We start from the raw sequence: 21,610 nt of genomic DNA, 5'->3' as shown, positions 1-21,610 counted from the left end.
GGCCAACGAGCATCATGGAACAGCCTTCCACCCCTGCGCGTCCCACGCTGCGTGTGACCGATGACCGCTCCTTCGTTGAGACCGAAGCGGCCCTGGAGAAGACGGGCCGGGTCGAGGAGCTGATCCGCCTGTACGAGGGGCGCTCGCGGGACGTTCCGACGGAGGAGGCGGCGCGTCTCTTGTGCCGCGCGGCGGAGCTGGCACACGAGCGTCAGCGCAACGCGCCGCGCGCGGAGGATCTGCTCAAGCGCGCGCTGCTGGTCGCGAAGGACCCGATGCCCGCGCTGCGCGGTCTCAAGCGACTGCATGAGATCCGCCAGGACTCGTCGTCGCTGGTGGATGTGCTGGAGCGGCTGGGCGCCGCGACGCAGGGCGAGGAGAGCGCGGGCCACTACCTGAAGGCCGCGGACCTCTACGAGCAGAAGCTCTTCCGGCGCGACCGCGCGGTGCTGTGCCTGCAGCGTGCGGCGCGAGTGAAGCCGGACCGTGCGACGTTCCGGCGCGTGCGCCAGTTGCTGCTCTCCGAGGAGCGCTTCCAGCCGGCGTTCGAGGCGCTGCAGCGTGAGCGCGCGGCGCTGGGCGACGCGGGCATGGCGGAGGAATACGCCGCGCTCGCGGAGCGGCTGGTGGACGACCCCACCGAGCACGCGCTGGCGCAGCAGGTGCTGGACGTGGCGCGGGAGTTGGATCCGCAGAACGCGCGCGCGGACAAGGCCACCCGCGCGATGCAGCGCTTCGAGCAGGTGTGGCGCGACAAGGTCCGCATGCTGCGCGGAATGTCGCTGGAGGAGCGCGACCGCAAGAGCGCCGCGCGACTGTCGCTGCTCGTGGCGAAGCTGTTCGCCTGGTACGACCCGGGCTCCGCCGCCAAGGTGAAGGAGGCGTTGGATCGCTGCTTCCTGCTGTGGCCGGGCATGCCGGAAGCGCTGACGCTCATCGAGCGGATGGCGGGGCGCGCGGGCGATTACGGACCGGCGCTCGCGCAGTTGGAGGCGATGGCGGGCGAGGCGCGCGACCGCACGGCGCAGGTGGACCTGTGGCTGCGCGTGGGGACGGTGAAGCTGGGCCGGATGAACGACGCGGCCGGAGCGCTGGCCGCCTTCGAGAAGGCCGTGGCGGCGGATGCGTCGCGCGCGGATGCGGCCAGCCTGGCGGCGGAGCTGATGCTGGGCCAGGAGCGCTACGCGGACGCGGTGGCCACGCTGGAGCGCTACCTGGGCACGGTGAAGGACCGCGCGCAGCAGGCCAGCCTGCGTCTGCGCCTGGCGGACCTGTGCATGCAGCAGCTGCAGGACGCGGACGCGGCGCGCGCGCACCTGGAGGCGGCGCTCAAGCTGGAGCCCACCAACGCGCTCGCGGCCTTCCAGCTGTCGCGCCTGCTGGCGGAGGACGAGAAGCTGGACGACGTGCTGCCGCTCCTGGAGCTGGCCATGCTCGCCCCGCGTCCGCGCGCCGAGCGCGTGGCGTTCTGCGAAGCGCTGGCGCTGATGTTCGAGGAGCAGGAGAACGAGCGAGGCGCCTTCGAGGTGCTGGCGCGCGCGCTGGAGCTGGAGCCGGGGCGGCCGCTGCTGCTCAACACGGTGGTGGAGCACGCGGAGAAGGCCAACGCGCAGCCGGCGTTGGCTCACGCGCTCTTGCGCGCGGCGCAGGGCGCGACGCCTCCGGCCGTGGCGGTGGCGCTGTGGCGGCACCTGGCGCAGCTGCTCCAGGGCCCGCTGGCGGACCCCGTGCGGGCGGAGGCGGCGTGGCGCGAGGTGCTCTCGCGCGTGCCGGGAGACACCGCGGCGAGCGAGGCGGTGAAGTCGCTGCAGGCGGCCGCGGCGCTGGCGGATGATCCGAAGACGCGGCTGGAGACGGACATCGCCCGGCGCGAGGCGGCCGGTGCCTCGCCCGTGGAGCTGGAGCCGATCGTGCGTCAGTGGGTGCAGCTGGCGCCCGAGGACACGCAGCCGGTGCAGCGGCTCCAGGCGCTGTGCGTGGCGCTGTCGAAGTTCGAGGAGGCGGCGGCGCTGGCGGGGAAGCTGGCGACGCTCTCCGAGTCACAGCTGGAGCGCAACGAGTGGACCGCGCGGCAGGCGAAGCTGTACGCGGAGCGGCTGAACCGTCAGGAGGACGCGGCGGACCTGTTCCTCGCGCTGCTGGCGGAGAACGTGTCCACGGGCGTGGTGGTGGGCGGCCTGGAGCGGCTGGCGGCCGGCGGCGTGCGCACGGTCGCGCTGACCGAGGCCCTGGCGAACCACTACGGCCGGACGGGTGACCACCAGCGGCAGGTGGCGGCGCTCCAGCAGCAGCTGGACTCCACGACGGACGCGCCCACGCGCAAGCGGTTGCTGACGGTGCTGGCCGGCATCCACGAGAAGCAGCTCGCGGACAGCCGCGCGGCGTTCGACACGCGGCTGCGCATGGTGCGCGAGGAGCCGAAGGACGAGTCGGGACGCGCGGAGACGGCGCGCCTGGCGCGCGACCTGTCCGCGCACGCGGAGCTGGGCCGCGTGCTGCGCACGCTCGCCACCGAGTCCGAGGACCCCGTCCTCGCCGTGCAGCTGCTCTCCGAGGCGTCGGTGCTGGCGGAAGAGGGCGGCATGGCGGCGGAGGCCATCACTGCGCTGGAGGCCGCGCAGGCGCGCTCGCCCGAGTCGCCGCAGGTGCTCCAGCGCCTCGTGCGGCTGTACGGGCGCGCGGGCCGCTCCGCGGACGCGGAGACGCTGCTGCGCAAGCGCATCCACGCCACGCGTGGGCCGGAGCGGTTGGACCTGCTCCTGCGGCTCGTGGACCTGAGCGTGGAGCTGGGCCGTCCGCAGCAGGCCGCCGAAGCGCTCCAGTCCGCCATCACGCATGGCGGCGAGGAGGGCCGGCACCTGCCGCGCCTGGCGGAGCTCTACGAGAAGGCCGGCATGCAGCGCGAGCTGGGGGACACCCTGGCGCGGATGATCGGCCTGGCGGAGACGGCCGGTGACGCGGACCACGTGTCGCGGCTGAAGCTGCGCCGCGCGCAGTTGCTGCAGGGCTCTCAGGACGGCGGCGCGGAGGCGGTGCAGAGCTACGCGGACCTGCTGCGGCAGCGTCCGTCGGATCCGGACGCGCTCTCGGCGCTGGAGGCGATGCTGGCCTCGGGCTCTTCGCGTGAGGCGGCGGCGCGCGCGCTGATTCCCGCGTACGAGCGCACGAAGGAGCACCGCAAGCTGGTGGCGACGCTGGACGTGCTCTCGGAGGTGGCTCGCGACGACACCGGTCGGGTGCAGGCGCTGCGTCACGCGGCCCAGGTGCACCTGGCGCACCTGCGGCAGCCGGAGCTGGCGTTCGCGGCGCTCGCGCGGGCGCTGCGTCTGGCGCCGTCGGACGCGGGCCTCCGGGCCGCCGCGCGTCAGGCCGCGGAGGACGCGGACTCGCTCGACAGCTTCGCGGAGATCCTCTCCGAGCTGACGGAGGAGGGCGACGTGGGCCCCGCGCGCGCGGCGCTGCTGCGCGAGCTGGCGGAGGTCCAGGAGAAGAAGCTCGATGACCGGCCCGGCGCGGTGAAGGCGCTGCGGGCGCTGTTGGAGCTGGAGCCGGGCAACCTCGACAGCCTGCGGGCGTTGCAGCGGTTGCACCGCGCGGGCGAGGAGTGGGCGGCGCTGGCGGAGGTGCTGGAGAAGCTGGCTGCGGCCATCCAGGAGCCCGCGGATCAGCTCGTGTGTCTGCGCGAGGCCGCGCTGCTGCACGAGGCGAAGCTCACCGACAAGGAGAGCGCGGCGTCCGCGTGGCGCGCCATCGCGGAGCGCGACCCGGCGCAGCGCGAGGCCGCCACGGCGCTGGACCGCCTCTACACGGACCTCAACCGTCCCAAGGACCTGGCGTGGACGCTCACGCTGCGGCGCAACCAGGAGGGCCAGAGCCCGCAGGGGCGTGAGGTGTCCTTCCGCCTGGCGGAGCTGCTGCGCACGGTGCTGGACGACGCCAACGCGGCGCTCGGCCTCTACAAGCGCATCCTCACCGAGGACCCCGGCCACCCGGGCGCGAGGGCCGCGCTGGAGGCCTGGGTGAAGGCGGCCGTGCCCATGAGCGGCGCGGCGCTGGAGGTGCTGGACAAGGTGCTCGCGCAGGTGGGCGACCATGCCCGCCGCGTGGCGCTGCGCGAGACGCGGATGGAGTCCGCGCTCACGGTGGAGAAGATCATCCTCGCCGGAGAGGTCCGCCGCATCTACGAGCGCGACATGCAGCAGCCGTCGCTCGCGTTCATGGCGTCGGTGAAGGCGTTCGCCAACGACCTGGACCGCGAAGGCGTGCGTCCGGACCTGGAGCGCCTGGCCCGCGATACGGGCAGCCACGAGGTGCTGGCGGAGATCTACGAGACCACCGCGGTGGAGCTCACCGCGGGAGACCCGGCGACGCTGGACCTGCTGCGCCGCGCGGCGGAGCTGCGTGAGAGCCTGGATCAGCCCGAGGAGGCCACGCGCCTCTGGAAGAACCTGCTGGCGGACGCGCCGCAGGACCGCCAGGCGCTGGAGGCGCTGTCCCGGCTCTACGAGAAGGGCCAGAACGCCAAGAGCCTGTCGGAGGTCTACGCCCGTCAGGCGCAGCTCTCCACCGACCCGGAGGCGCGGCTGGGCCTGCTGCTCAAGGCCGGCGAGGCCTACGCGAGCGCGGGCGAGGATGCGAAGGCCATCGAGGTCCTGCGCTCCGCGCTGGCGAACCGCAAGGTGCCCGAGGGGCTGCTGGCGCTCGACAAGCTGTACGCGAAGACGCGCCACTTCGTGGAGCAGGCGGACGTGTTGGATCAGCTCGCGGAGCTCGCGCCGGACGAGCCCGGGCGCCGCGCGTACCTGCTGCGCCGCGCGCAGTTGCTGGAGAAGGAAGTCGGTCCCACCGAAGCGCTGCCGGTGTACCGCCGGCTGCTGGAGCTGTCGCCGGGCGACGGCCAGGTGGTGGCGGGCCTGGAGCGCCTGCTCGCGCATGACGGCCCCCGTCTGGAGGCGGCGCGTTTGCTGGAGCCCGTCTACCGCGGACTCAACGACACGCGGAAGCTGGTGGACGTGCTGGAGGTGCTGCTGCCGGGCGTTCCGCCGGAGAAGCGCCTGGAGCGGCTGCAGGAGATCGCCGTCCTGCGCGAGGGCCTGGGCCAGACATCGCTGGCCTTCGTCGCGCGCCTGCGCGCGTTCAACGAGCTGCCCGCTGAAGCCGGCGTACGCGACGAGCTGGAGCGGCTCGCGGCGGACTCGGGCTCCTTCGAGGAGGTGGCGGCGGCCTACGAGGATCAGCTGGAGCGCGACCCCGCGGAGCCCCTGGCGGGCGACCTGTGGCGGCGGCTGGCGGCCATCTACGACAACCGCCTGAAGCGCTACGACCTGGCGGTGCGCGCCCTGGAGCAGGTGAGCCGGCGCGACCCGATGAACAAGCCGGTGCTGGAGGCCATCGCCCGAGTGCACCGCCGCACGGGGGCGCACCGGGAGCTGGCGCTCGTCATGCGCCGGCAGGTGTCCGCGGAGGTGAGTCCGGCCTCGCAGATCAACCTGCTCTTCGAGCTGGCGCACCTGGCCGAGGAGACGCTGGCGGACAAGTCGCTGGCGGCGCAGGCGTACCGCGAAGTCCTGGAGCGCCGTCCGGAGAACGCCAACGCGTTGAAGCTCCTGGGCCGCGTGCTCGCGGACATGGAGCGCTGGGCGGAGCTCGCGCAGCACGTCGAGCGCGAAATCCAGATGGCGGACGCACGCGACGCGCAGGAAGAGGCGTCCGACCTGCGAGTGCGCCTGGGCCGGCTGAAGGTGTCGCGCCTGGATGATCCGCGAGGCGCGCTGGAGCTGTACCAGGCGGTGCTCGCGCGGCGCGCGGGCCACCCGGGCGCGGTGGGCGCGCTGGAAGAGCTGGCGCGTTCGGAGAGCCCGCTGCGTGGCGCGGCGGCGAGCGCCCTGGAGCCCATCTTCGCTTCAGTGGGCAACCACCTGAAGCAGGTGGAGATGCTGGAGTCGCGCGCCTCCGCGGAGCCCGTGCCGCAGGAGCGGGCCGCGCTGCTGCGCCGCATCGCGGAAATCTACGCCAACGCGCTGGAGAACGCGGAGATGGGGTTCCTCTCCGCCACGCGCGCGCTGCGCGAGCTGCCGGAGGATCCGCGTTCGCTGGAGCTGTGCATCCAGCTGGTGGACAAGGCGGAGGCACCCGAGGAGCTGTGCGCGGTGCTGACCGAGGTGGCCCCCAAGGCCAGCGACGCCGCCCGCGCCGAGCTGTACCGCGCGCTCGCCCGCATGCAGGTGGACCTGGGTGAGCCGGCGGAGGCGCTCCAGTCGTGGAAGCGCGTGCTGGAGCTCAAGCCCACGGACACCGAGGCGCTGGATGGCACCGCGCGGCTGGTGGCTTCGACGGGCCGTCCTTCGGAGCTGCTGGAGGTGCTGCGCCGTCAGCTCGCGCTGTCGGAGGAGCCGGCGCGGCGTGCGGCGGTGCTCCACCAGATTGGCGCGTTGCAGGAGGAGCAGCTCAAGGATCCGCTGGGCGCGCTGGCCACGTTCCGGCGCCTCCTGGAGCTGCAGCCGGACGACGCGGTGGCGCTCGCGCGCATGGACAGCCTCTGCCAGAAGCAGGAGCGCTGGCCGGAGCTCGCGGACGTCCTCGCGCGGCGCATCGCGCTGATGCCGCCGGAGGAGGGCCTGGAGCTGAAGTTCCGCCTGGCGACGGTGCGCGAGTCCAAGCTGCTCGACAAGGCGGGCGCGCTGTCGCTGTACGGCGAGGTGCTGTCCATGCAGCCCAACCACCCGGGCGCGGTGGGCCGCATGGAAGCCATCGTGGCGCGCGAGCCGCAGAACCTGCTCGCGGTGGAGACGCTGCTGCGCGCCTTCCGCGCGAGCGGTGACGTCACGCGGCTGGCGCAGCTGATTGAGACGCGCGTGGGCGTGTCGCCGGATGCCATCGAGCGCAAGCAACTGCTCGGCGAGCTGGCCACGCTGCGCGAGACGCAGGGCGAGAGCGAGCTGGCCTTCCTCGCGCTCTACCGCGGCTTCAAGGAAGACCCGAACGACAGCGAGGTCCGCCGCCGCCTGGAGAACGCCACCGACGTCGCGGGCAGCTACGACGAGCTGGTGGTGCTCTACGAGGAGGCCCTGCCGCGCATCGCCGAGGCCGCCGACGCGGCCCTGGTGTGCCTCAAGCTGGGCCAGGTGCTGGAGACGCGTCTGCGCGACCCGGACCGCGCGGTGTCCTACTTCGAGCGTGCGCGCACGCTGCACACGTCGGTGCAGCAGAGCTCGCTCGTCGCGTTGGACCGCCTCTACCTGCACCTGGAGGCGTGGCCGGAGCTGGCCGGCGTGCTGGAGGCGCTGGCCACCGGCGCGACTCAAGCCGCGGACAAGATCGGCTTCCTCTTCCGCCTGGGGCAGCTCTACCAGGAGCGGATGGACAGCCCGGACCGCGCCGCGGGGGCCTACGAGGCCATCCTCGCGTTGGATCCGTCGCACCTCGCCTCGGCGCGACTGCTGGAGGGCATCTACGAGGGCGCGGGCGCGTCCGAGAAGCTCTACGCCATCCTGAAGCTCCAGTCGGAGAAGGTCTCCGGCAGCGAGCGGGACCGTGTCCTGGGCAAGATGGCGCAGGTGTCGGCCGAGGGGCTGTCGGACCTGGGCCGCTCCATCGATTTGTACCGCGAGCTGCTGGCGAAGAACCCGCGCAACGAGCAGGTCTTCACCGCGCTGGAGTCGCTGTACGAGCGCGCGGGCCGTCCGCAGGACCTGCGGGAGATGCTCGAGGGCCGCCTGGCCATCACGCTGGATCCGCGTGAGGTGGTGCGCCTCAACGAGCGGCTGGGCCGCGTGGTGTACCGCCTGCTCAAGCAGCCGGACGCGGCGGTGCCGTTCTTCAAGGCGGCGCTGGACCGCGACGCGCGCCACCGTGGCGTGCTGGACACGCTGCGCGAGCTGTACGACGAGACGGGCCAGCGCGAGGAGTTGGTGGGGATCCTGCGCCGCCTCATCCCGCTGCAGGACAGCAGCGACGGCGTGAAGGCGCTCCGCCTGCGGATGGCGGAGGTGCTCGCGGGCATGGGTCGGCGCGAGGAGTCGCTGGACGCAGCCCGCCGCGCGCTGGAGGTGGAGCCGCACTCCGTCTCCGACCTGGAGCGCGTGTACGCGCTGTCCGTGTCGCTGCGCGCGTGGAACGACGCCGTGCGCGCCCTGGAGCTCAAGGTCCAGGTGCACCTGGTGACCGAAGAGCGCGACCCGGCCATCGCCGCGTACTTCACGGTCGCGGACCTGTGGGAAGGGCAGGGCGGCAAGCCGGAGTTGTCCGCTGGCGCGCTGGAGAAGGTGCTGGAGCTCGACCCCGCCAACCGCACCGCCTACGAGCGCGTGTGCACGCTGTACCGCGCGAACAACGACTGGCGCGCGTACGCCACGGTGATGGACCGCTACATGCCCAACCTCGTCACGGACGAGGAGAAGATGGCGGTGCTGCGGGAGATCGCCCGGGTGCAGGAGGAGCGCCTGGGCCAGAAGGACGTGGCCTTCCTGGCGCTCTGCCGCGCGCTGCAACTGGACGCGGCCGAGGACGCGCTGCGCGAAGAGGTGGAGCGCCTGGCGGACGAGACGGGCAGCCACGAGGAGCTGGCGGCGGTCTACGAGGAGGTCGCGGACGAACTGCCCCGTGGCCCGCTCGCGGAGCGCATCTACGCCACGCTCGCGCGCATCCACGACTCGCGGCTGGATGATCCGCAGGCGGCGGAGGCCGCGTTCCGCAAGATCCTGGAGTTCGACCCCACCAACGCCACCGCGCTGGACGGGCTGGCGGCGGTGTTCCAGCGGCGCGGCCGCGACCGCGAGTACGTCGTCGCGCTGGAGCAGAAGCTGGAGGCGGCGGGCTCCATCGAGGCGCGCAAGGGCATCCTCAAGGAGATCGCCCGCGTCTGGGACGAGACGCTGGACGACCCCACGGAGGCGGCCAGCGCCCTGTTGCGCGCGCTGGAGCTGGAGCCGGACCTGGAGACGCTCGGCGTCCTCACGAAGCTCTACCGGCGTGGAAATGCGTTCCGCGACGTGGCCACCACGCTGCTCCGGGCCCGCGACCTCGCGGCGTCCAACGAGGAGCGTGCGCGCATCCAGGTGGAGGTGGCGACCGTCTACGAGCGCGACCTCAAGGACGACGAGTCCGCGGTCTCCGCGTTCCGCATGGCGCTGGAGTTCGACCCCTACAACCGCGAGGCGCTGGAGTCGCTGGAGCGGCTGCACACGCGGTTGGACCAGCCGGCGGACCTGCTCGCCATCTACGAGCGGATGCTGGAGCTGTCCCAGGACTACCGCGAGAAGGTTCGCGTCCTCTTCCGCAGCGCGACCATCTGGGAGGACACGTACCAGAACCCGGCCAACGCCGACGCGTGCGTGGAGGGCGTGCTCTCCATCGACCCGCAGAACGTGCCGGCCATCAAGTCCCTCATCCGGCTGCGCCGCGCGCAGTCCCGGTGGGAAGACCTCCTGCTCGCGTACGAGCGGCAGCTCTCGCTCACCACCAGCCCGCAGGAGCAGGCGGAGCTGTACGTGGAGATGGGCAACGTCCTGTACCAGAACCTCAAGGCCGTGGACCGCGCGGTGAACAGCTACCACGCGGCGCTCGCCACGGACCCCGAGTCCCGTCAGGCGCTGCACGCCCTGGGCAACCTCTACGAGCGCAGCGGCAACTGGCCCTTCGCGCTGGAGATGCTCCAGAAGGAAGCGCAGGTCGTGGGCAGCGACCCGGTGGCGGTGGAGCTGTGGCACCGCCTGGGGAAGATCAACGAGGACATGCTCTCGGACATGTCGAGCGCGCGGAACGCGTATCAGCAGGCGCTCGCCATCGACCCGGGCCACCTGCCCACCATCCGCGCCCTCAAGGGCATCCAGGAGCAGGAGCAGGACTGGAGCGGCTACGAGCAGACGCTGCTGCAGGAGGCGCAGCAGACGGATGATCCGGCCGCCAAGGGCAAGGCCCTGCTGGACGTCGCGCGCTACCACGCGGAGACGCGCGAGGACCGCGACACGGCCACGCCCTACTGGGAGGAGACGCTCAAGCACGTCCCGGACAGCCTGGATGCGGCGCGCCCGCTGGCGGACGTCTACATCGCGCGAGAGGACTGGTCGTCCGCGGAGCGGATGCTGGACATCGTCACGCGCAAGATGGCGGAGAAGGCCATGGCGGAGAAGGACCCCGCCATCGCACAGGACCTCTGCCGCCAGCTCTACCGGCTGGGCTACGTGACGGAGAAGCTGGGCCGCCGCGACAAGGCCCTGTCCTCGTACGAGAAGGCCTACGGCCTGGACGCCACGTACCTGCCCTCGCTCGAGGGCTACGGCAACCTGCTGGTGCAGGCGAAGCGGTACGAGGATGCGCTCAAGGTCTTCCAGACCATCCTCATCCACCACCGCGAGGAGCTGACGGACCTGGAGGTCGTGGAGGTCTACTGGCAGCTGGGTGACGTGCACGCCGCGCTCGGCCAGACGGACCGCGCGCAGAACCACTTCGAGAAGGCGCTCACCATCGACCCTCAGCACGAGCAGACGCTGCGTGCGCTGGTGTCGTTGATGGACAAGGCGGGCAACTTCGACAAGTCCGCGGAGCTGCGCCAGGAGCTCGTCAACGGCCTGGAGGGTGAGGCCAAGGTCAAGGTCTACCTGGAGCTGGGCCGCATCGCGCGCGACGAGCTGCACGACCCGTACATGGCCATCGACGCGTTCACCGGCGCCCTCAAGACGCAGCCGGACTCGCCGGAGGTGATGGACGCGCTCTACCGGCTGCTGCGTGAGACGCGTCAGGGCCAGAAGGCCGCGGACGTGCTGGGCCGCATGCTGGCGCTGCCCGCGCTCGCCCTGGAGCCGCACAAGGCCAAGCGCGTGTGGTTCGCGCTCGGCGAGATCCGCCGCGACGAGCTGAAGGACGTAGAGGGCGCGACGCAGGCCTTCAACGCCGCTCTCGACCTGGACCACCGCTTCGTGGAGGCCTTCAGCGCGCTGGAAGCGCTGCTCGGCGGCGCACGCCAGTGGAAGACGCTGGAGGAGAACTACACCCGCATGCTCGCGCGTCTGCCCAAGACGCCGGACACGCACCCTGCGCGCATGACGCTGTGGCGCGCGCTGGGCGACCTGTACCTCCAGGTGCTCAAGCATCCGGAAGGCGCGGTGGCCGCCTACGGCGTCGCGGCGAAGGGCCTGCCGGACGACGCCTCCATCCAGGAGACGTTCGCGGAGGTCGCGGGCCAGATGCCGGGCCGCGAGGAAGAGGCCATCGTGGCGCTGCGCCGCGCGCTACCGAACACGCCGAATCCGCGCAAGGTGGTGGGCCACCTGGTGCGGCTGTCCGCGGTGCGCAAGGACTACGACACCGCATGGCTCGCCGCGCAGGCGGTGTCGGGCCTCCTGGGCGAGGCGGGCGAGGACGAGCAGGAGATCCTCACCAAGCTGGGGCCCTACGCGAAGAAGAAGGAACTGGCGCAGCGTCCGCTGACGGACCGGCTGTGGCAGACCGCGCTCTTCCACCCGAAGGTGCGCGGGCCGCTGTCGGAGCTGTTGGGCCTGCTCTTCGAGAAGGCGGGACACCTGTACGCGGTGCCCTTCCCGCAGTACCAGCTGGTGCCCAAGCGCCACCGCATCGACGTGGCGACGGCGCAGGAGTACCACGTCAACCACTACCGTTACGTCGCGCGGCTCTTCGGCATGGAGGCGGTGGAGCTGTACTCGCCCTTCCTCGTGGCCACGCGCGAGCGGCTGGCGAAGCGCTCCAACGAACCGGCCCCCGAGCCGCTCGTGAACGTGGATCTGCTCCAGACGCATCCCGCGTGTGTGCGTGTGGGCGGCAAGTACTTCGCGGAGCAGGGGCAGAAGGAGGTGTATTACCTCCTGGGTCGTACCCTGGCCCTGGCCCGCGCGGAGCTGGCGTTCAGCCAGCGCGTCGCGCCCGAGCGGTTGGAGGCCGTGGTTCAAGCCGCGCTCAGCCTGGTGGTGGGCAACGTACGCTACACGGTGGATCCGCGACTGGTGGACGTGGAGCGGCAGCTGCTCCAGAAGAGCCTGAGCGAGCCGGACCGGGCCGCCCTTGCGAAGGTGGCGAGGGCCTACCTTCCCACTGCGACGCCGCAGGATGTGCGCACGTGGCTGGAGGGCGCGGAACTCACCGCGTCGCGCGCGGGCCTCTTCGCTGCGGGCGAGCTGGAGCCCGTACGCCGCATGGTTCAGGGCGAGACGGGGTCTTCCTTCCGCGTCGCCCCGCGCACCAAGCTGCGGGAGTTGCTGGTGTTCGCCACCTCCGAGGACCTGCATGAGCTGCGTGTGGCCGTTGGCACACACGTCGAGGTCCAGGTGCGAAAGTAGGGCCCTCAGACCGCAACGAGGGTTCATGCGTTGAAAGCAGGCGGGCGTTCAAGGCAGGTGTCCTTGATCTCCGCCGGTAGCCACTTCTACGATTCAGACGGGATTTCGCCCGTCATTTCTGAGGCTTACGGGAACGATGCGTTTCGTCTGCGACAGCTGCCGCGCGCAGTACATGATCAGCGACGACAAGATTGGCCCCAAGGGGGTCAAGCTGCGTTGCAAGAAGTGCGGTCACACCATTCTGGTGAGGCCCGCCGGTGCATCGGCGGCGAAGGAGGGCGGAGCGGAGGCCTCCGCGTCCACCGAGACCAAGAGCAGCGCGGATGCGAACGCGCCCCGTATCGTGGAGTCGTCTGGCACGGGGCTGCCTGCCTCGCTGGGCACGCCGCCGGAAGGCGGCCTCTTCACGGACGTGGAAGAGGATGAGATCGGCGCGGTCTTCGACCAGGTCCTGAGCACGGGCTCCCAGAAGCTCAAGGCCGCGGAAGCGGAAGCGGAGGCCAAGGCCGCGAAGGCGGAGGCCGTGCGCAAGCTCGCCGAGGCCGAATCCGCCGAGCCGACCGCGGAGGAGAAGGCCGCCGCCGCGACGCACGAGTGGTACGTCGCCATCGACGAGAAGCAGGTGGGCCCCTGGACGGTCGAGAAGGTGAAGGACGCCTGGGACCGTGGCGAGGTGGGCCCGGACAACCTCTGCTGGCGCTCGGGCTTCAGCGACTGGATTCCCCTGTCGGAGACGGCGGAGCTGGCGTCGGTGCTGGCGCCGCGTCCGGCCAAGCCGGTCATCGTCGCGCCCGCGCCGGTGTCCACGTCGTCGCCCACGCTTCCCGCCGGTCCGGTGGAGTCCGCCTTCAGCGCGGGCGCCTCCCGTCCGGGCGCGGGTGGCAACTCGGCCGTCGCCGAGGAGCCGGTGGGCTGGAAGCCTTCGGCCGCGAGCGTGCTGGCCTCGCTGGTGAAGGAGGAGAACGACGCACTCAGCAAGCCGCCGCCGCGTCCGGCGCCGTCGCTTGAGCGCGAGCCGTTGTCACAGTCGCGTCTCCTGGATGTGCCCATGCCGCCGCCGGAGCCGGTGTCCTCTCCGTCGATGCCCGGGGCCATGATGGCCGCCGCGCCGGGAATGGCCGCGCCCCAGGCCTACGCGCCGCCGCAGCCGCAGGGCTATGCGCCGCAGCCGCCGGTGCAGCAGCAGTACGCGCCGCAGCCGCAGGGCTACGCGCCGCAGCAGCCCCAGATGCCGTACGGGCAGCAGCCCCAGGGCTATCCGCCTCCCGGCTATCCGGCGGCCTATCCGCCGCCTGCGGCGGCACCTACGGGCGGCAAGGGCCGCACGGGGATGATGGTCGCGGTGACGGCGGGCGTGCTGGTGATGGCGGGCGCCGCCGTCGTCTTCGTCGCGCGCGGCAATTCGTCCGAGCGTCCCACGGAGCAGCCGGTCCAGGTCGCGGCCGCGCCGACTCCCAAGGCGGAGATGCCGCCCATGCCGCCGCCTCCCGCGGCGGTGCAGACGCCTCCTCCGGCGGCGGTGCAGCCCGCGGCGACGCCGACCCCGCCTGCTGACGGCACCGCGGCGACCGCTGCCTCGGGGACACCTGCTGTCGCTGGCACTCCGCCCGCGGCGGTGGCAACGCCGCCCGCCGCCGTGGCCACGGCTCCGGCCGCCACGCCGACGCCTCCTCCGCCCGCGGCGGAGGTGAAGCCTGCCTCCGCGACGCCCAACATGGGGACGGCGGTGGCGCGCGTGGATTCGCGCAACCATCGCAAGTCGGGCTCCAACGGAAGCCGAGGCTCCTCGCGGGATGACGACGACGACGGCGATGCGATCACCGTGTCGAAGCCTTCCGCGGCGTCTTCGTCGTCTTCGTCGTCGAACTCCGGTGGCGGGGATGACGACTTCGACGAGCTGTTCGGCACGAAGAAGACGACGACCGCGAAGCCCGCGAGCAAGCCGACGGCGACGGCGTACATCCCGCCCGAGCCGGGAGGCGGCACGCTGGATCGCCTGCAGCAGTCGGACATCATGCAGGTGGTGCTGAACAACAAGCCGGCCATCGTGAAGTGCGTGAACGAGCAGAAGCAGAAGGACCCTTCGCTCAGCGGCAAGCTGGTGATGCGCTGGACGGTCCAGACGAGCGGTAAGACGACCGCGGTGTCGTGCCGCACGGACGAGTTCCGCACGAGCTACATGGCCACGTGCATCACGGGCCTCATCAAGAGCTGGTCGTTCCCGAAGCACCAGAAGCAGGGCGAGCCCATCGACTTCCCGTTCACGTTCTGAAATCCAGCAGCGACATCGCCGTCACGTATGACGGCGATGTCGCTGTGACGTGCGTCTGGATTGTGCGCTTTCGTGAACAGTGAATTTCCCAGGGTGGGAGGCGTAGGAAGGTCGGTCGACACTCGTTGACACGTCTGGAGCGAGAGGACTAAAGCCCGCTCGACTTCAAACCCGGTGTCTGGAGTCAGGTGGCCGGAGACGCCGGGCGACGTAACCCATCCAGGAGGATGTTCCGAATGCAGCTGCGCAAGATGATGGTGATGCTCGCCGCTTTGAGCTCGATGAGCCTGGCCCTGACGGCCTGTGGCGATGAGACGACGACGGTTGATTCCTGTACGTCGGACACCGACTGCTCCTCCGGTTTCTGCAACACGGCCGCCGGCGTGTGCATGGACACCTGCGAGAGCGGCTCGGACTGCGCCGACTCCGAGAAGAACTGCGCCGTGCTGGCCGGTTCGTCCAACACGCAGAAGGTCTGCCAGTGCCAGACCAACCAGCTGTGCAACTCGGGCGACACCACGGACCTGGTCTGCGGCACCGTGTCCAAGCGCTGCGAGGAGCCCGGCTCCACCCCCGAGGGCTGCACCAAGGACGCTGACTGCGGCGCCGGCAACACCTGCAACACCACCACGGGCGTGTGCAGCCCTGCCGCGACGACCTGCACCGGTGAGGGCCAGGCGACCTGCGCGTACGGCTCGGCCTGCTTCGGCGGCACCTGCTCGGCGCCCCCGGCCCCGACCTGCTCCAACCTCCAGGGCAAGCCGGCCGCGAGCTTTGACCCGGCCACGGGAACCGGCAACATCATCTACAGCGTGACGAAGGAGATCTTCGGAACGGCTTGCGGCACGGATACGTCCGCGCAGACCGTGAAGGCCCGTGTGTCCTTCTATTCCAAGAACGCGGACCTGCCCGCGACGAAAGAGGGCCTCAACGGGTTCTTCTACGTCCGCACTACTGGCGGTGAACAGAATGGCGTGCCGCTGAGCAATGGCTACCAGCGGTCGGCGGATGCTCGGAGCGCGTCTCTGTCGGTGAACCTCTGTGTTGACAAGGATCTCTCCCAGACTGTGCTCGGCTTCTACTTCACCAACGGCAACGGCTTCTGCGCGACGCTGACGAAGTAGCCAGTAGTCCGTTGTCGATACTGGGCCCCTGAGCGTGTCCAGAAGGCCCTGTTCCCTAACTAAGGGGCAGGGCCTTCTTAATTGCGGATTCCGTTCAAGGCGGTGCCGAGAGCTTGAATTTATTCGGAGGCCACGCGTTTTACGTGTGGGAGTTCGAGACGCCTCCCAACATCTGGAAAGAAGGAAGACCATGTCCAAAGTTCCGTACCGCGTTCTTGCCCTGTGCTTGGCTGTGAGCGGTCCTGCGATGGCTGCAAACCCGAGCGATATCAAGCTGACCTGCCCAGCGGGCACGAAGCAGTTTGGGGGGCGCGAGACCATGGCGGATCGCGGGGTTTTCTGCGTTAGGAACAAGACCGAGGCCAGCGTCCCTGTCGCGCATGGGCCGTACGTCAGCTTCCACCCGAACGGCCAGAAGAAGGTCGTTGGCCAGCACACGGACGGCGCCCAGTCAGGCCTCTGGACCTTCTTCGATGCGAACGGCGTCAAGACAGAGGAGATCGAGTTCTCCGGCGGGAACTATCACGGACGTCGCACGCACTTCTTCGCCAGTGGTCAGAAGCGGTCCGAGGACCACTGGGCAAAGGGAACGCAGAATGGTGTCGCCGTGGCGTTCGCTGAAAACGGGCAGAAGGTCGCTGAGCGCCAGTACCGCGATGGGCAACTCGTGAGCGAGCAGGAGTACGAGTCGTCGTCCTCGAAGTAGCCCTGTTGTCAAGGGTGGCTTCCTGGTTCATCCAGGAAGCCACCGAGGGGCTTTCCCTGAGCTTCCGGTCCGGTTAGGAACGCAGGTGTGAAGGCCCCCTCTCTTGTTCCAGTCCTCCCTGCTATCCCTGTCCGCCCGGTGTCGCAGATGGGATTGCGTGAGCTTGAGCGTATCCGGCTCATCCTGAGAGGTGGCTCCGTCATCGACTGGCGGCGCATGCACTTCCAGACGCGGGATGAGGTAGACCGATTCCTGCGGCTCTGCCAACTGGACGTATCGCGGCCCTACGACGATGCCTGGGCCCGGACGGTGCTCGCCGATGCGGTGGAGTACCTGCGGAAGACTTTCGACTACCGGGTCGCGGACGCCGTGGCCCAGCCGGAAGAAATCCACGACCTCTTTCTCTTCGCATCGGGGGCCAAGGGGCTTGCCCGCTACCGGCGCATCGCCTGCATCGTGCTGAAGGTCATGCACGTCATCCAGCACATCGAAGGGCGGGACCTGCTCTTCCGCCTGGCCGCCTCCGAAGCCGAGCTCGCGGAGATGGTCACGGAGAAGGTGCTGGGCGTCGCCCGTGAGATGCAGGAGATGGGCTTGCCCATCGTGGAGTTTGCCCACTCTATCAAGACGCGGGACTCCCTGGTCACGAAGCTGATCGCGAAGAAGGAGACCGTTGCGGCGCAGGTGTATGACCGCACGCGGTTTCGCGTCATCACCCGCAAGCGGGAAGACCTGTTGCCGGTCCTCTACTTCCTGACGCAGCGCCTGTTCCCCTTCAACTTCGTTGTCCCGGGGCAGACAGAGAACACGTTGCTGCCGTTCAAGGGACTGCTGGAGGAGAACCCTCACTTCGAGCAGTTCATCCCTCAGCTCCACCTGGACCGGGACTTCGAGGACCGCGAGGACCGGATGGGGAACGCCTTCTCTGGGGATTCCTACCGGGTCCTCAACTTCGTCGTGGACCTTCCACTCCGGATGGACCCCTACCTTCCTCCGCCTGAGAGTGATACCCGCCCCCGGAAGGGGCGGGTCACCTTCGCACTCGTTGAGTTCCAGATCGCGGACGAAGAGACAGCTCGCCGCAACGAACTAGGCGACAATGCTCACGAAAGCTACAAGCGGCGACAAAAACGACGCGTCCTCAATCGCTTGAGCCGTGGATTGGTCGTGCCCAAACGGCAGGGGTAATCATCTAATCCCAAGGGCACTGCAGAGCCGCTGGGTGAAGGCCTCTGCAGTACCCGAACAGATATAAGCTAGGATTTAGCGGTTGATGCGGACCACGTAAATGCTGGCTGCGCTCGCATCCGCCTCAGCCCATGCAATGAAGGGCTGTGCTGTGGAGTTCAGCGCCACTGACGGTGCAGTGGCAGGGGTACCAGCCGCAGACAAGGCGTTGAGGGGGGAACTCATGGTCTGCCATGAATTTGCGATCCATTGACTTACAAGAATGCTTCGTTCGGAGTCAATGATTCCGCTCCATGCCAGCACATGAGGGCCACCTTTTGCCAGCGCAAGGCTTGGTGTTGCGTTGCCCGTGGACCGCGTGTTGACGGCACCGGGGGATGTCCAAGAACTACCTTCCCAGCGCCCCCAGTGGATTTGACCGTCTGACTGAGGGGCTGCCTCGAACTCCGCCCATGCTACCCAAGGACGGCCGTTACTGTCGGCGTCAATGGAAGGCGTCTCAGAGCCATTGCCCAGTGTCGTGCCGCCGAGGTAGGGATCCTTATTCTTGTATACAACGATGTTACGCGTTGACGTGTGATCGTCGAAGACAGTTGCTGCGACGAAGACGTCCCCACCTGAGGCGACCGAGGATGCATCGCTAGGATTAAATAGATACGGGTCGTCGCGCAGGCTCCATGGCTGCTGCCAACTCGATGCTGGGTTGGAAGACTGGTAGCAGAGGATGGAAAATCTCGCGGTATCATGATGCGAGGTGAAGAGATGGGTGGTGTTGTCAGGCCCAATTACAAGGCTGGGAGCGAAGAGAATATCCAGGTTTGAGGGCGGAGTCGGTGATGGCAACGATTCCCACGTCATCCCTGTCCAACGTCGGATGAAAACGGCACGCCCATCGCCACTTCCGGTCGTTTCTTCCCATGCGACTACTGGCGCTCCAGTAACGTCGATGGCCAACGTGGGTGCCGCTGCATTTGTTCCAATGGCAGCAAAGCCGCTCAGGGGCGCGCCTAGCATGAGCCACGCCTCTCCGTTCCAACGAGTAACGTAGATGTTCTTGCTGGATCCGTCCGACTCAGCCCATGCAAGGACTGGGCGGTCATCGTGATCCAACTTTAGGACGACGCTCTCGGTTGAGGTTGCGCCTCCCACCGCATTGACTGCTCCACCCACCGGCAGCCACGTCGGTACGGAGAATGACCATGCCGGTGCGCTCACCACCCCGTTCCCCGCCAGGTCCGTCAGCGCGCTTGTTGCCGCCGTCAGGTCAACCTGGACGGTGCTCGGTGCAGTCAGGGCGCTAAGCGGCGTTACGGTCAGCGTCTTGCCGTCCGCGGAAAGTGCCACAGACTTCGCGATGACAGCCCCGGCCCCCGACTTGAGCCCCACCGCCGCCTCCGGCACCGAGAGCGGATTCATGGGCTCACTGAAGGTGACCTGGATGGCTTCGCGGACCCCCACGGTCGCCGCGTCCTTGGCGGGCAGGAAAGACGCCACGGTGGGCGCGGTGCGGTCGACGATGACCGTGCGTGCCGCACTGGTGAAGACGGCTCCACCCCGGGTCGCGCGGATGGACAGCTGGTACGTCCCCTCCGCCTCCGAGGTGGTATCCCAGGTGAACGAATACGGACTCCCCGTGGGCTTCACGAGCACCGTGGCGTCCTTCAGGAGCTCCACGTTGTCCGCCGCGCCTCCTTCCACCGTGAACTGCAGGAGCAGGGGGCCTCGCGTGTACGCCTTTCCGGGCGTGGGCACGACCCAATTCACCACCAGGTCTCCAGGCTTCCCGACCGTCACCGCCACCGTCGCCTGCTTCGTGACCGTGCCGCTCTTGCCCTGGAGCGTCAGCGTGTAGGCACCGGGCACCGTGCCCGCTCCCACGCGGATGCTCAGGGTCGCACGCGTTTCTCCCTTGGGCAGGGTCGACGACTGCAACTCGATGCCCGCGGGCGGAGACACGAGGCTCCAGGTGACCGCGCCTCCCGTGGATTCGGTCCAGGCGAGCCGGACGTCGCAGTCCAGGGTTCCTCCCGGGAGGACCTGCTCCTGGGCGGATACCGCCGTGAAGGTGAAGTCCGCGTCGGGGTCCGTCCGCGGATCCTCCTGGGGCGGGTCCTCCAGCGGGGGGACGTCGATGCATGCGGGGCTCAGTCCGATGCAGCTCAACAGCAACAGGTGTTTCAGGTTGGGCATGGGGGCGCGTTCTGCAAGGTCAGGACCGGTCGGTCCCGAGCGAGAACACTGCCATGCCCGTCCGCGGAACAGGACATGCGTCCGGCCCCGGAAACACGCCTGCCCGCCGCCCCCGGTTTTCGGTGGGGGACGCGCGGGCAGGGGAGGGACTCCAGAAGGCCGCGGACTACTTCTTCTTGCGGTTCTTCTTCTTGTTCTCCTTCTCCTTCTTGCGCCGCTCCTTGATGGCGTCGCGGTCGTCCGGCTTGCTCGCGGCCGGGGGCGCGTAGCCCATCAGGCGGGCCTTGGCCATCGCGGCCTGACCCATGGGCGGCGTGTAGCCCGGGGCGATCTGCGGCAGCTGCATGGGCATGCCACCCATGCCTCCGCCCATCGCCGACATGGCCTTCTCCAGCGCCTTCGGGTCCTTCCCGAACATGTTGCCCAGGTCCATGTTCTTCATCTGGCCCAGCTGCCCCAGCTGCTTGAAGCCGGGGATGCGTCCCAGGAGGCCCGGGTTCTGGCCGATGGTTCCCATCACCTGCTGCATCATCCCGAACTTCTGCAGCAGCTCGCGCACCTCCTCCGGCTTGCGGCCACTGCCCTTGGAGATGCGGTTGATGCGGCTGCCGTTGATGATGTCCGGACGCAGGCGCTCCTTCTGCGTCATCGAGTCGTACATCGCCTCGATTTTGGTGAGTTCCTTCTCATCCGGGTTCAGGTGCTCGGTGAGGTCGCCGAAGAGGGGGAACTTCTCCAGCAGGTCCTTCAGCGGGCCCATCTTGCGGACCATGCGGATCTGCTCGACGAAGTCCTTCATCGAGAACTGGCCGGAGAGCAGCTTGCGCGCGTCGTCCTCGGCCTTCTTCTCGTCGACGACCTTCTCGAAGTCCTTCATCAGGCCGACGATGTCGCCGAAGCCCAGGATGCGGCCCGCGAGGCCCTCCGGACGGAACTCCTCCAGCTTGTCCATCGACTCGCCCATGCCGAGGAACTTGATGGGCTTGCCCGTTACTTCCTTGATGGACAGCGCCGCGCCGCCGCGCGCGTCACCGTCCAGCTTCGTCAGGATGAAGCCGTCCAGCGTGAGGCGCCGGTCGAACTCGGCCGCCGTGCGAACAGAGTCCTGGCCAATCATCGCGTCGCACACCAGCAGGATGGTGTCCGGCTGCACGTTGGACTTGATGGACTCCAGCTCCGTCATCAGCGTCTCGTCGATGGCGAGCCGGCCGGCCGTGTCGATGAGCACCACGTCGCACTTCTGCTCGCGCGCGGCCGCGTAGCCCCGCTTCGCCAGCTCGGGCGGCTGCACGCCGGGCTCGTGGTAGACGGGGACCTTCAGCCGCTCGCCCAGGACCTTGAGCTGATCCACGGCGGCCGGGCGGTAGATGTCCGCGGCGACCAGCAGGGGCTTGCGCCCCTCCGCGAGGAGCCGGCTGGCAAGCTTGCCCGTGGTCGTCGTCTTACCGGAGCCCTGGAGGCCCACCATCATGATGCCGGACAGCTGGCCCTTGGGCTTCAGGTGGAGGCTCGTGTCCACCGGGCCCATCAGGGCCTCCAGCTCGTCGTGGCAGATCTTGATGAAGTGGTCCATCGCGCTGACCTTGCGCTTCTGGCCCCCCGCATCCGTGACGGACGTCTGCACGACTTCGCCCACGGCCTTCTCGCGGACGCGGGCGACAAACTTCTTCACCACGTCGAAGGCGACGTCGGCCTCCAGCAGGGAGACGCGGATGTCTCGCAGCGACTCGTCCACCAGCTCGGGGGTGAGTTCGCTCTTGCCGGCGAGGCGGTTCTTGGCGGCCCGGAAGCCCTTGGTGACGGTCTCAAGCATGGGGGGCGCTTTATAACAGCGTCCCGC

Annotated in this window: 7 protein-coding genes; 5 read left to right on the top strand and 2 right to left on the bottom strand. The window is 69.3% G+C overall.

Annotation, left to right across the window (positions count from 1 at the left end; translation table 11 throughout):
- Positions 1-14: 14 nt before the first annotated feature.
- The 5 genes from D7Y04_RS23885 to D7Y04_RS23865 all read left to right on the top strand — a co-directional run bounded on the left by D7Y04_RS23885 (position 15) and on the right by D7Y04_RS23865 (position 17,580).
- Complete coding sequence (locus tag D7Y04_RS23885; protein WP_121760806.1) at positions 15-12,290, top strand: tetratricopeptide repeat protein; 12,276 nt, start codon at positions 15-17, stop codon at positions 12,288-12,290.
- Between the two features lie 136 nt (positions 12,291-12,426).
- Positions 12,427-14,562: an adventurous gliding motility protein GltJ gene (gltJ, locus tag D7Y04_RS23880; RefSeq protein WP_121760805.1), complete on the top strand. Its 2,136-nt coding sequence runs from the start codon at positions 12,427-12,429 to the stop codon at positions 14,560-14,562.
- A gap of 236 nt (positions 14,563-14,798) precedes the next feature.
- Positions 14,799-15,686 carry a hypothetical protein gene (locus tag D7Y04_RS23875; RefSeq protein ID WP_120594278.1) on the top strand — a complete coding sequence of 296 codons (888 nt, stop codon included), beginning with the start codon at positions 14,799-14,801 and terminating at the stop codon, positions 15,684-15,686.
- A gap of 190 nt (positions 15,687-15,876) precedes the next feature.
- Positions 15,877-16,392, top strand: coding sequence for a toxin-antitoxin system YwqK family antitoxin (locus D7Y04_RS23870; protein WP_121760804.1), 516 nt, complete (start codon positions 15,877-15,879; stop codon positions 16,390-16,392).
- Between the two features lie 87 nt (positions 16,393-16,479).
- Positions 16,480-17,580, top strand: a complete 1,101-nt coding sequence (locus tag D7Y04_RS23865; RefSeq protein ID WP_120594276.1) for a TIGR04552 family protein — start codon at positions 16,480-16,482, stop codon at positions 17,578-17,580.
- Positions 17,581-17,655: 75 nt separating this feature from the next.
- Here the strand turns inward: D7Y04_RS23865 and D7Y04_RS23860 are convergent, their stop codons facing one another.
- Positions 17,656-19,770 (bottom strand): Ig-like domain-containing protein, encoded by a 2,115-nt coding sequence (locus tag D7Y04_RS23860; RefSeq protein WP_121760803.1) that lies wholly within the window; start codon positions 19,768-19,770, stop codon positions 17,656-17,658.
- Positions 19,771-19,936: 166 nt separating this feature from the next.
- Positions 19,937-21,583, bottom strand: coding sequence for a signal recognition particle protein (gene ffh / locus D7Y04_RS23855; RefSeq protein WP_120579074.1), 1,647 nt, complete (start codon positions 21,581-21,583; stop codon positions 19,937-19,939).
- Between the last annotated feature and the right edge of the window lie 27 nt (positions 21,584-21,610).

This window comes from Corallococcus sp. AB038B (assembly GCF_003668955.1).
GTDB classification, from domain to species: Bacteria; Myxococcota; Myxococcia; order Myxococcales; family Myxococcaceae; genus Corallococcus; species Corallococcus exiguus.
This window is presented reverse-complemented; position numbering and strand designations above follow the sequence as displayed.

Coding starts and splice junctions, on each gene's coding strand:
- D7Y04_RS23885 (WP_121760806.1), top strand. CDS start 15: ATGGAACAGCCTTCCACCCCTGCGCGTCCCACGCTGCGTGTGACCGAT.
- gltJ (WP_121760805.1), top strand. CDS start 12,427: ATGCGTTTCGTCTGCGACAGCTGCCGCGCGCAGTACATGATCAGCGAC.
- D7Y04_RS23875 (WP_120594278.1), top strand. CDS start 14,799: ATGCAGCTGCGCAAGATGATGGTGATGCTCGCCGCTTTGAGCTCGATG.
- D7Y04_RS23870 (WP_121760804.1), top strand. CDS start 15,877: ATGTCCAAAGTTCCGTACCGCGTTCTTGCCCTGTGCTTGGCTGTGAGC.
- D7Y04_RS23860 (WP_121760803.1), bottom strand. CDS start 19,770: ATGCCCAACCTGAAACACCTGTTGCTGTTGAGCTGCATCGGACTGAGC.
- ffh (WP_120579074.1), bottom strand. CDS start 21,583: ATGCTTGAGACCGTCACCAAGGGCTTCCGGGCCGCCAAGAACCGCCTC.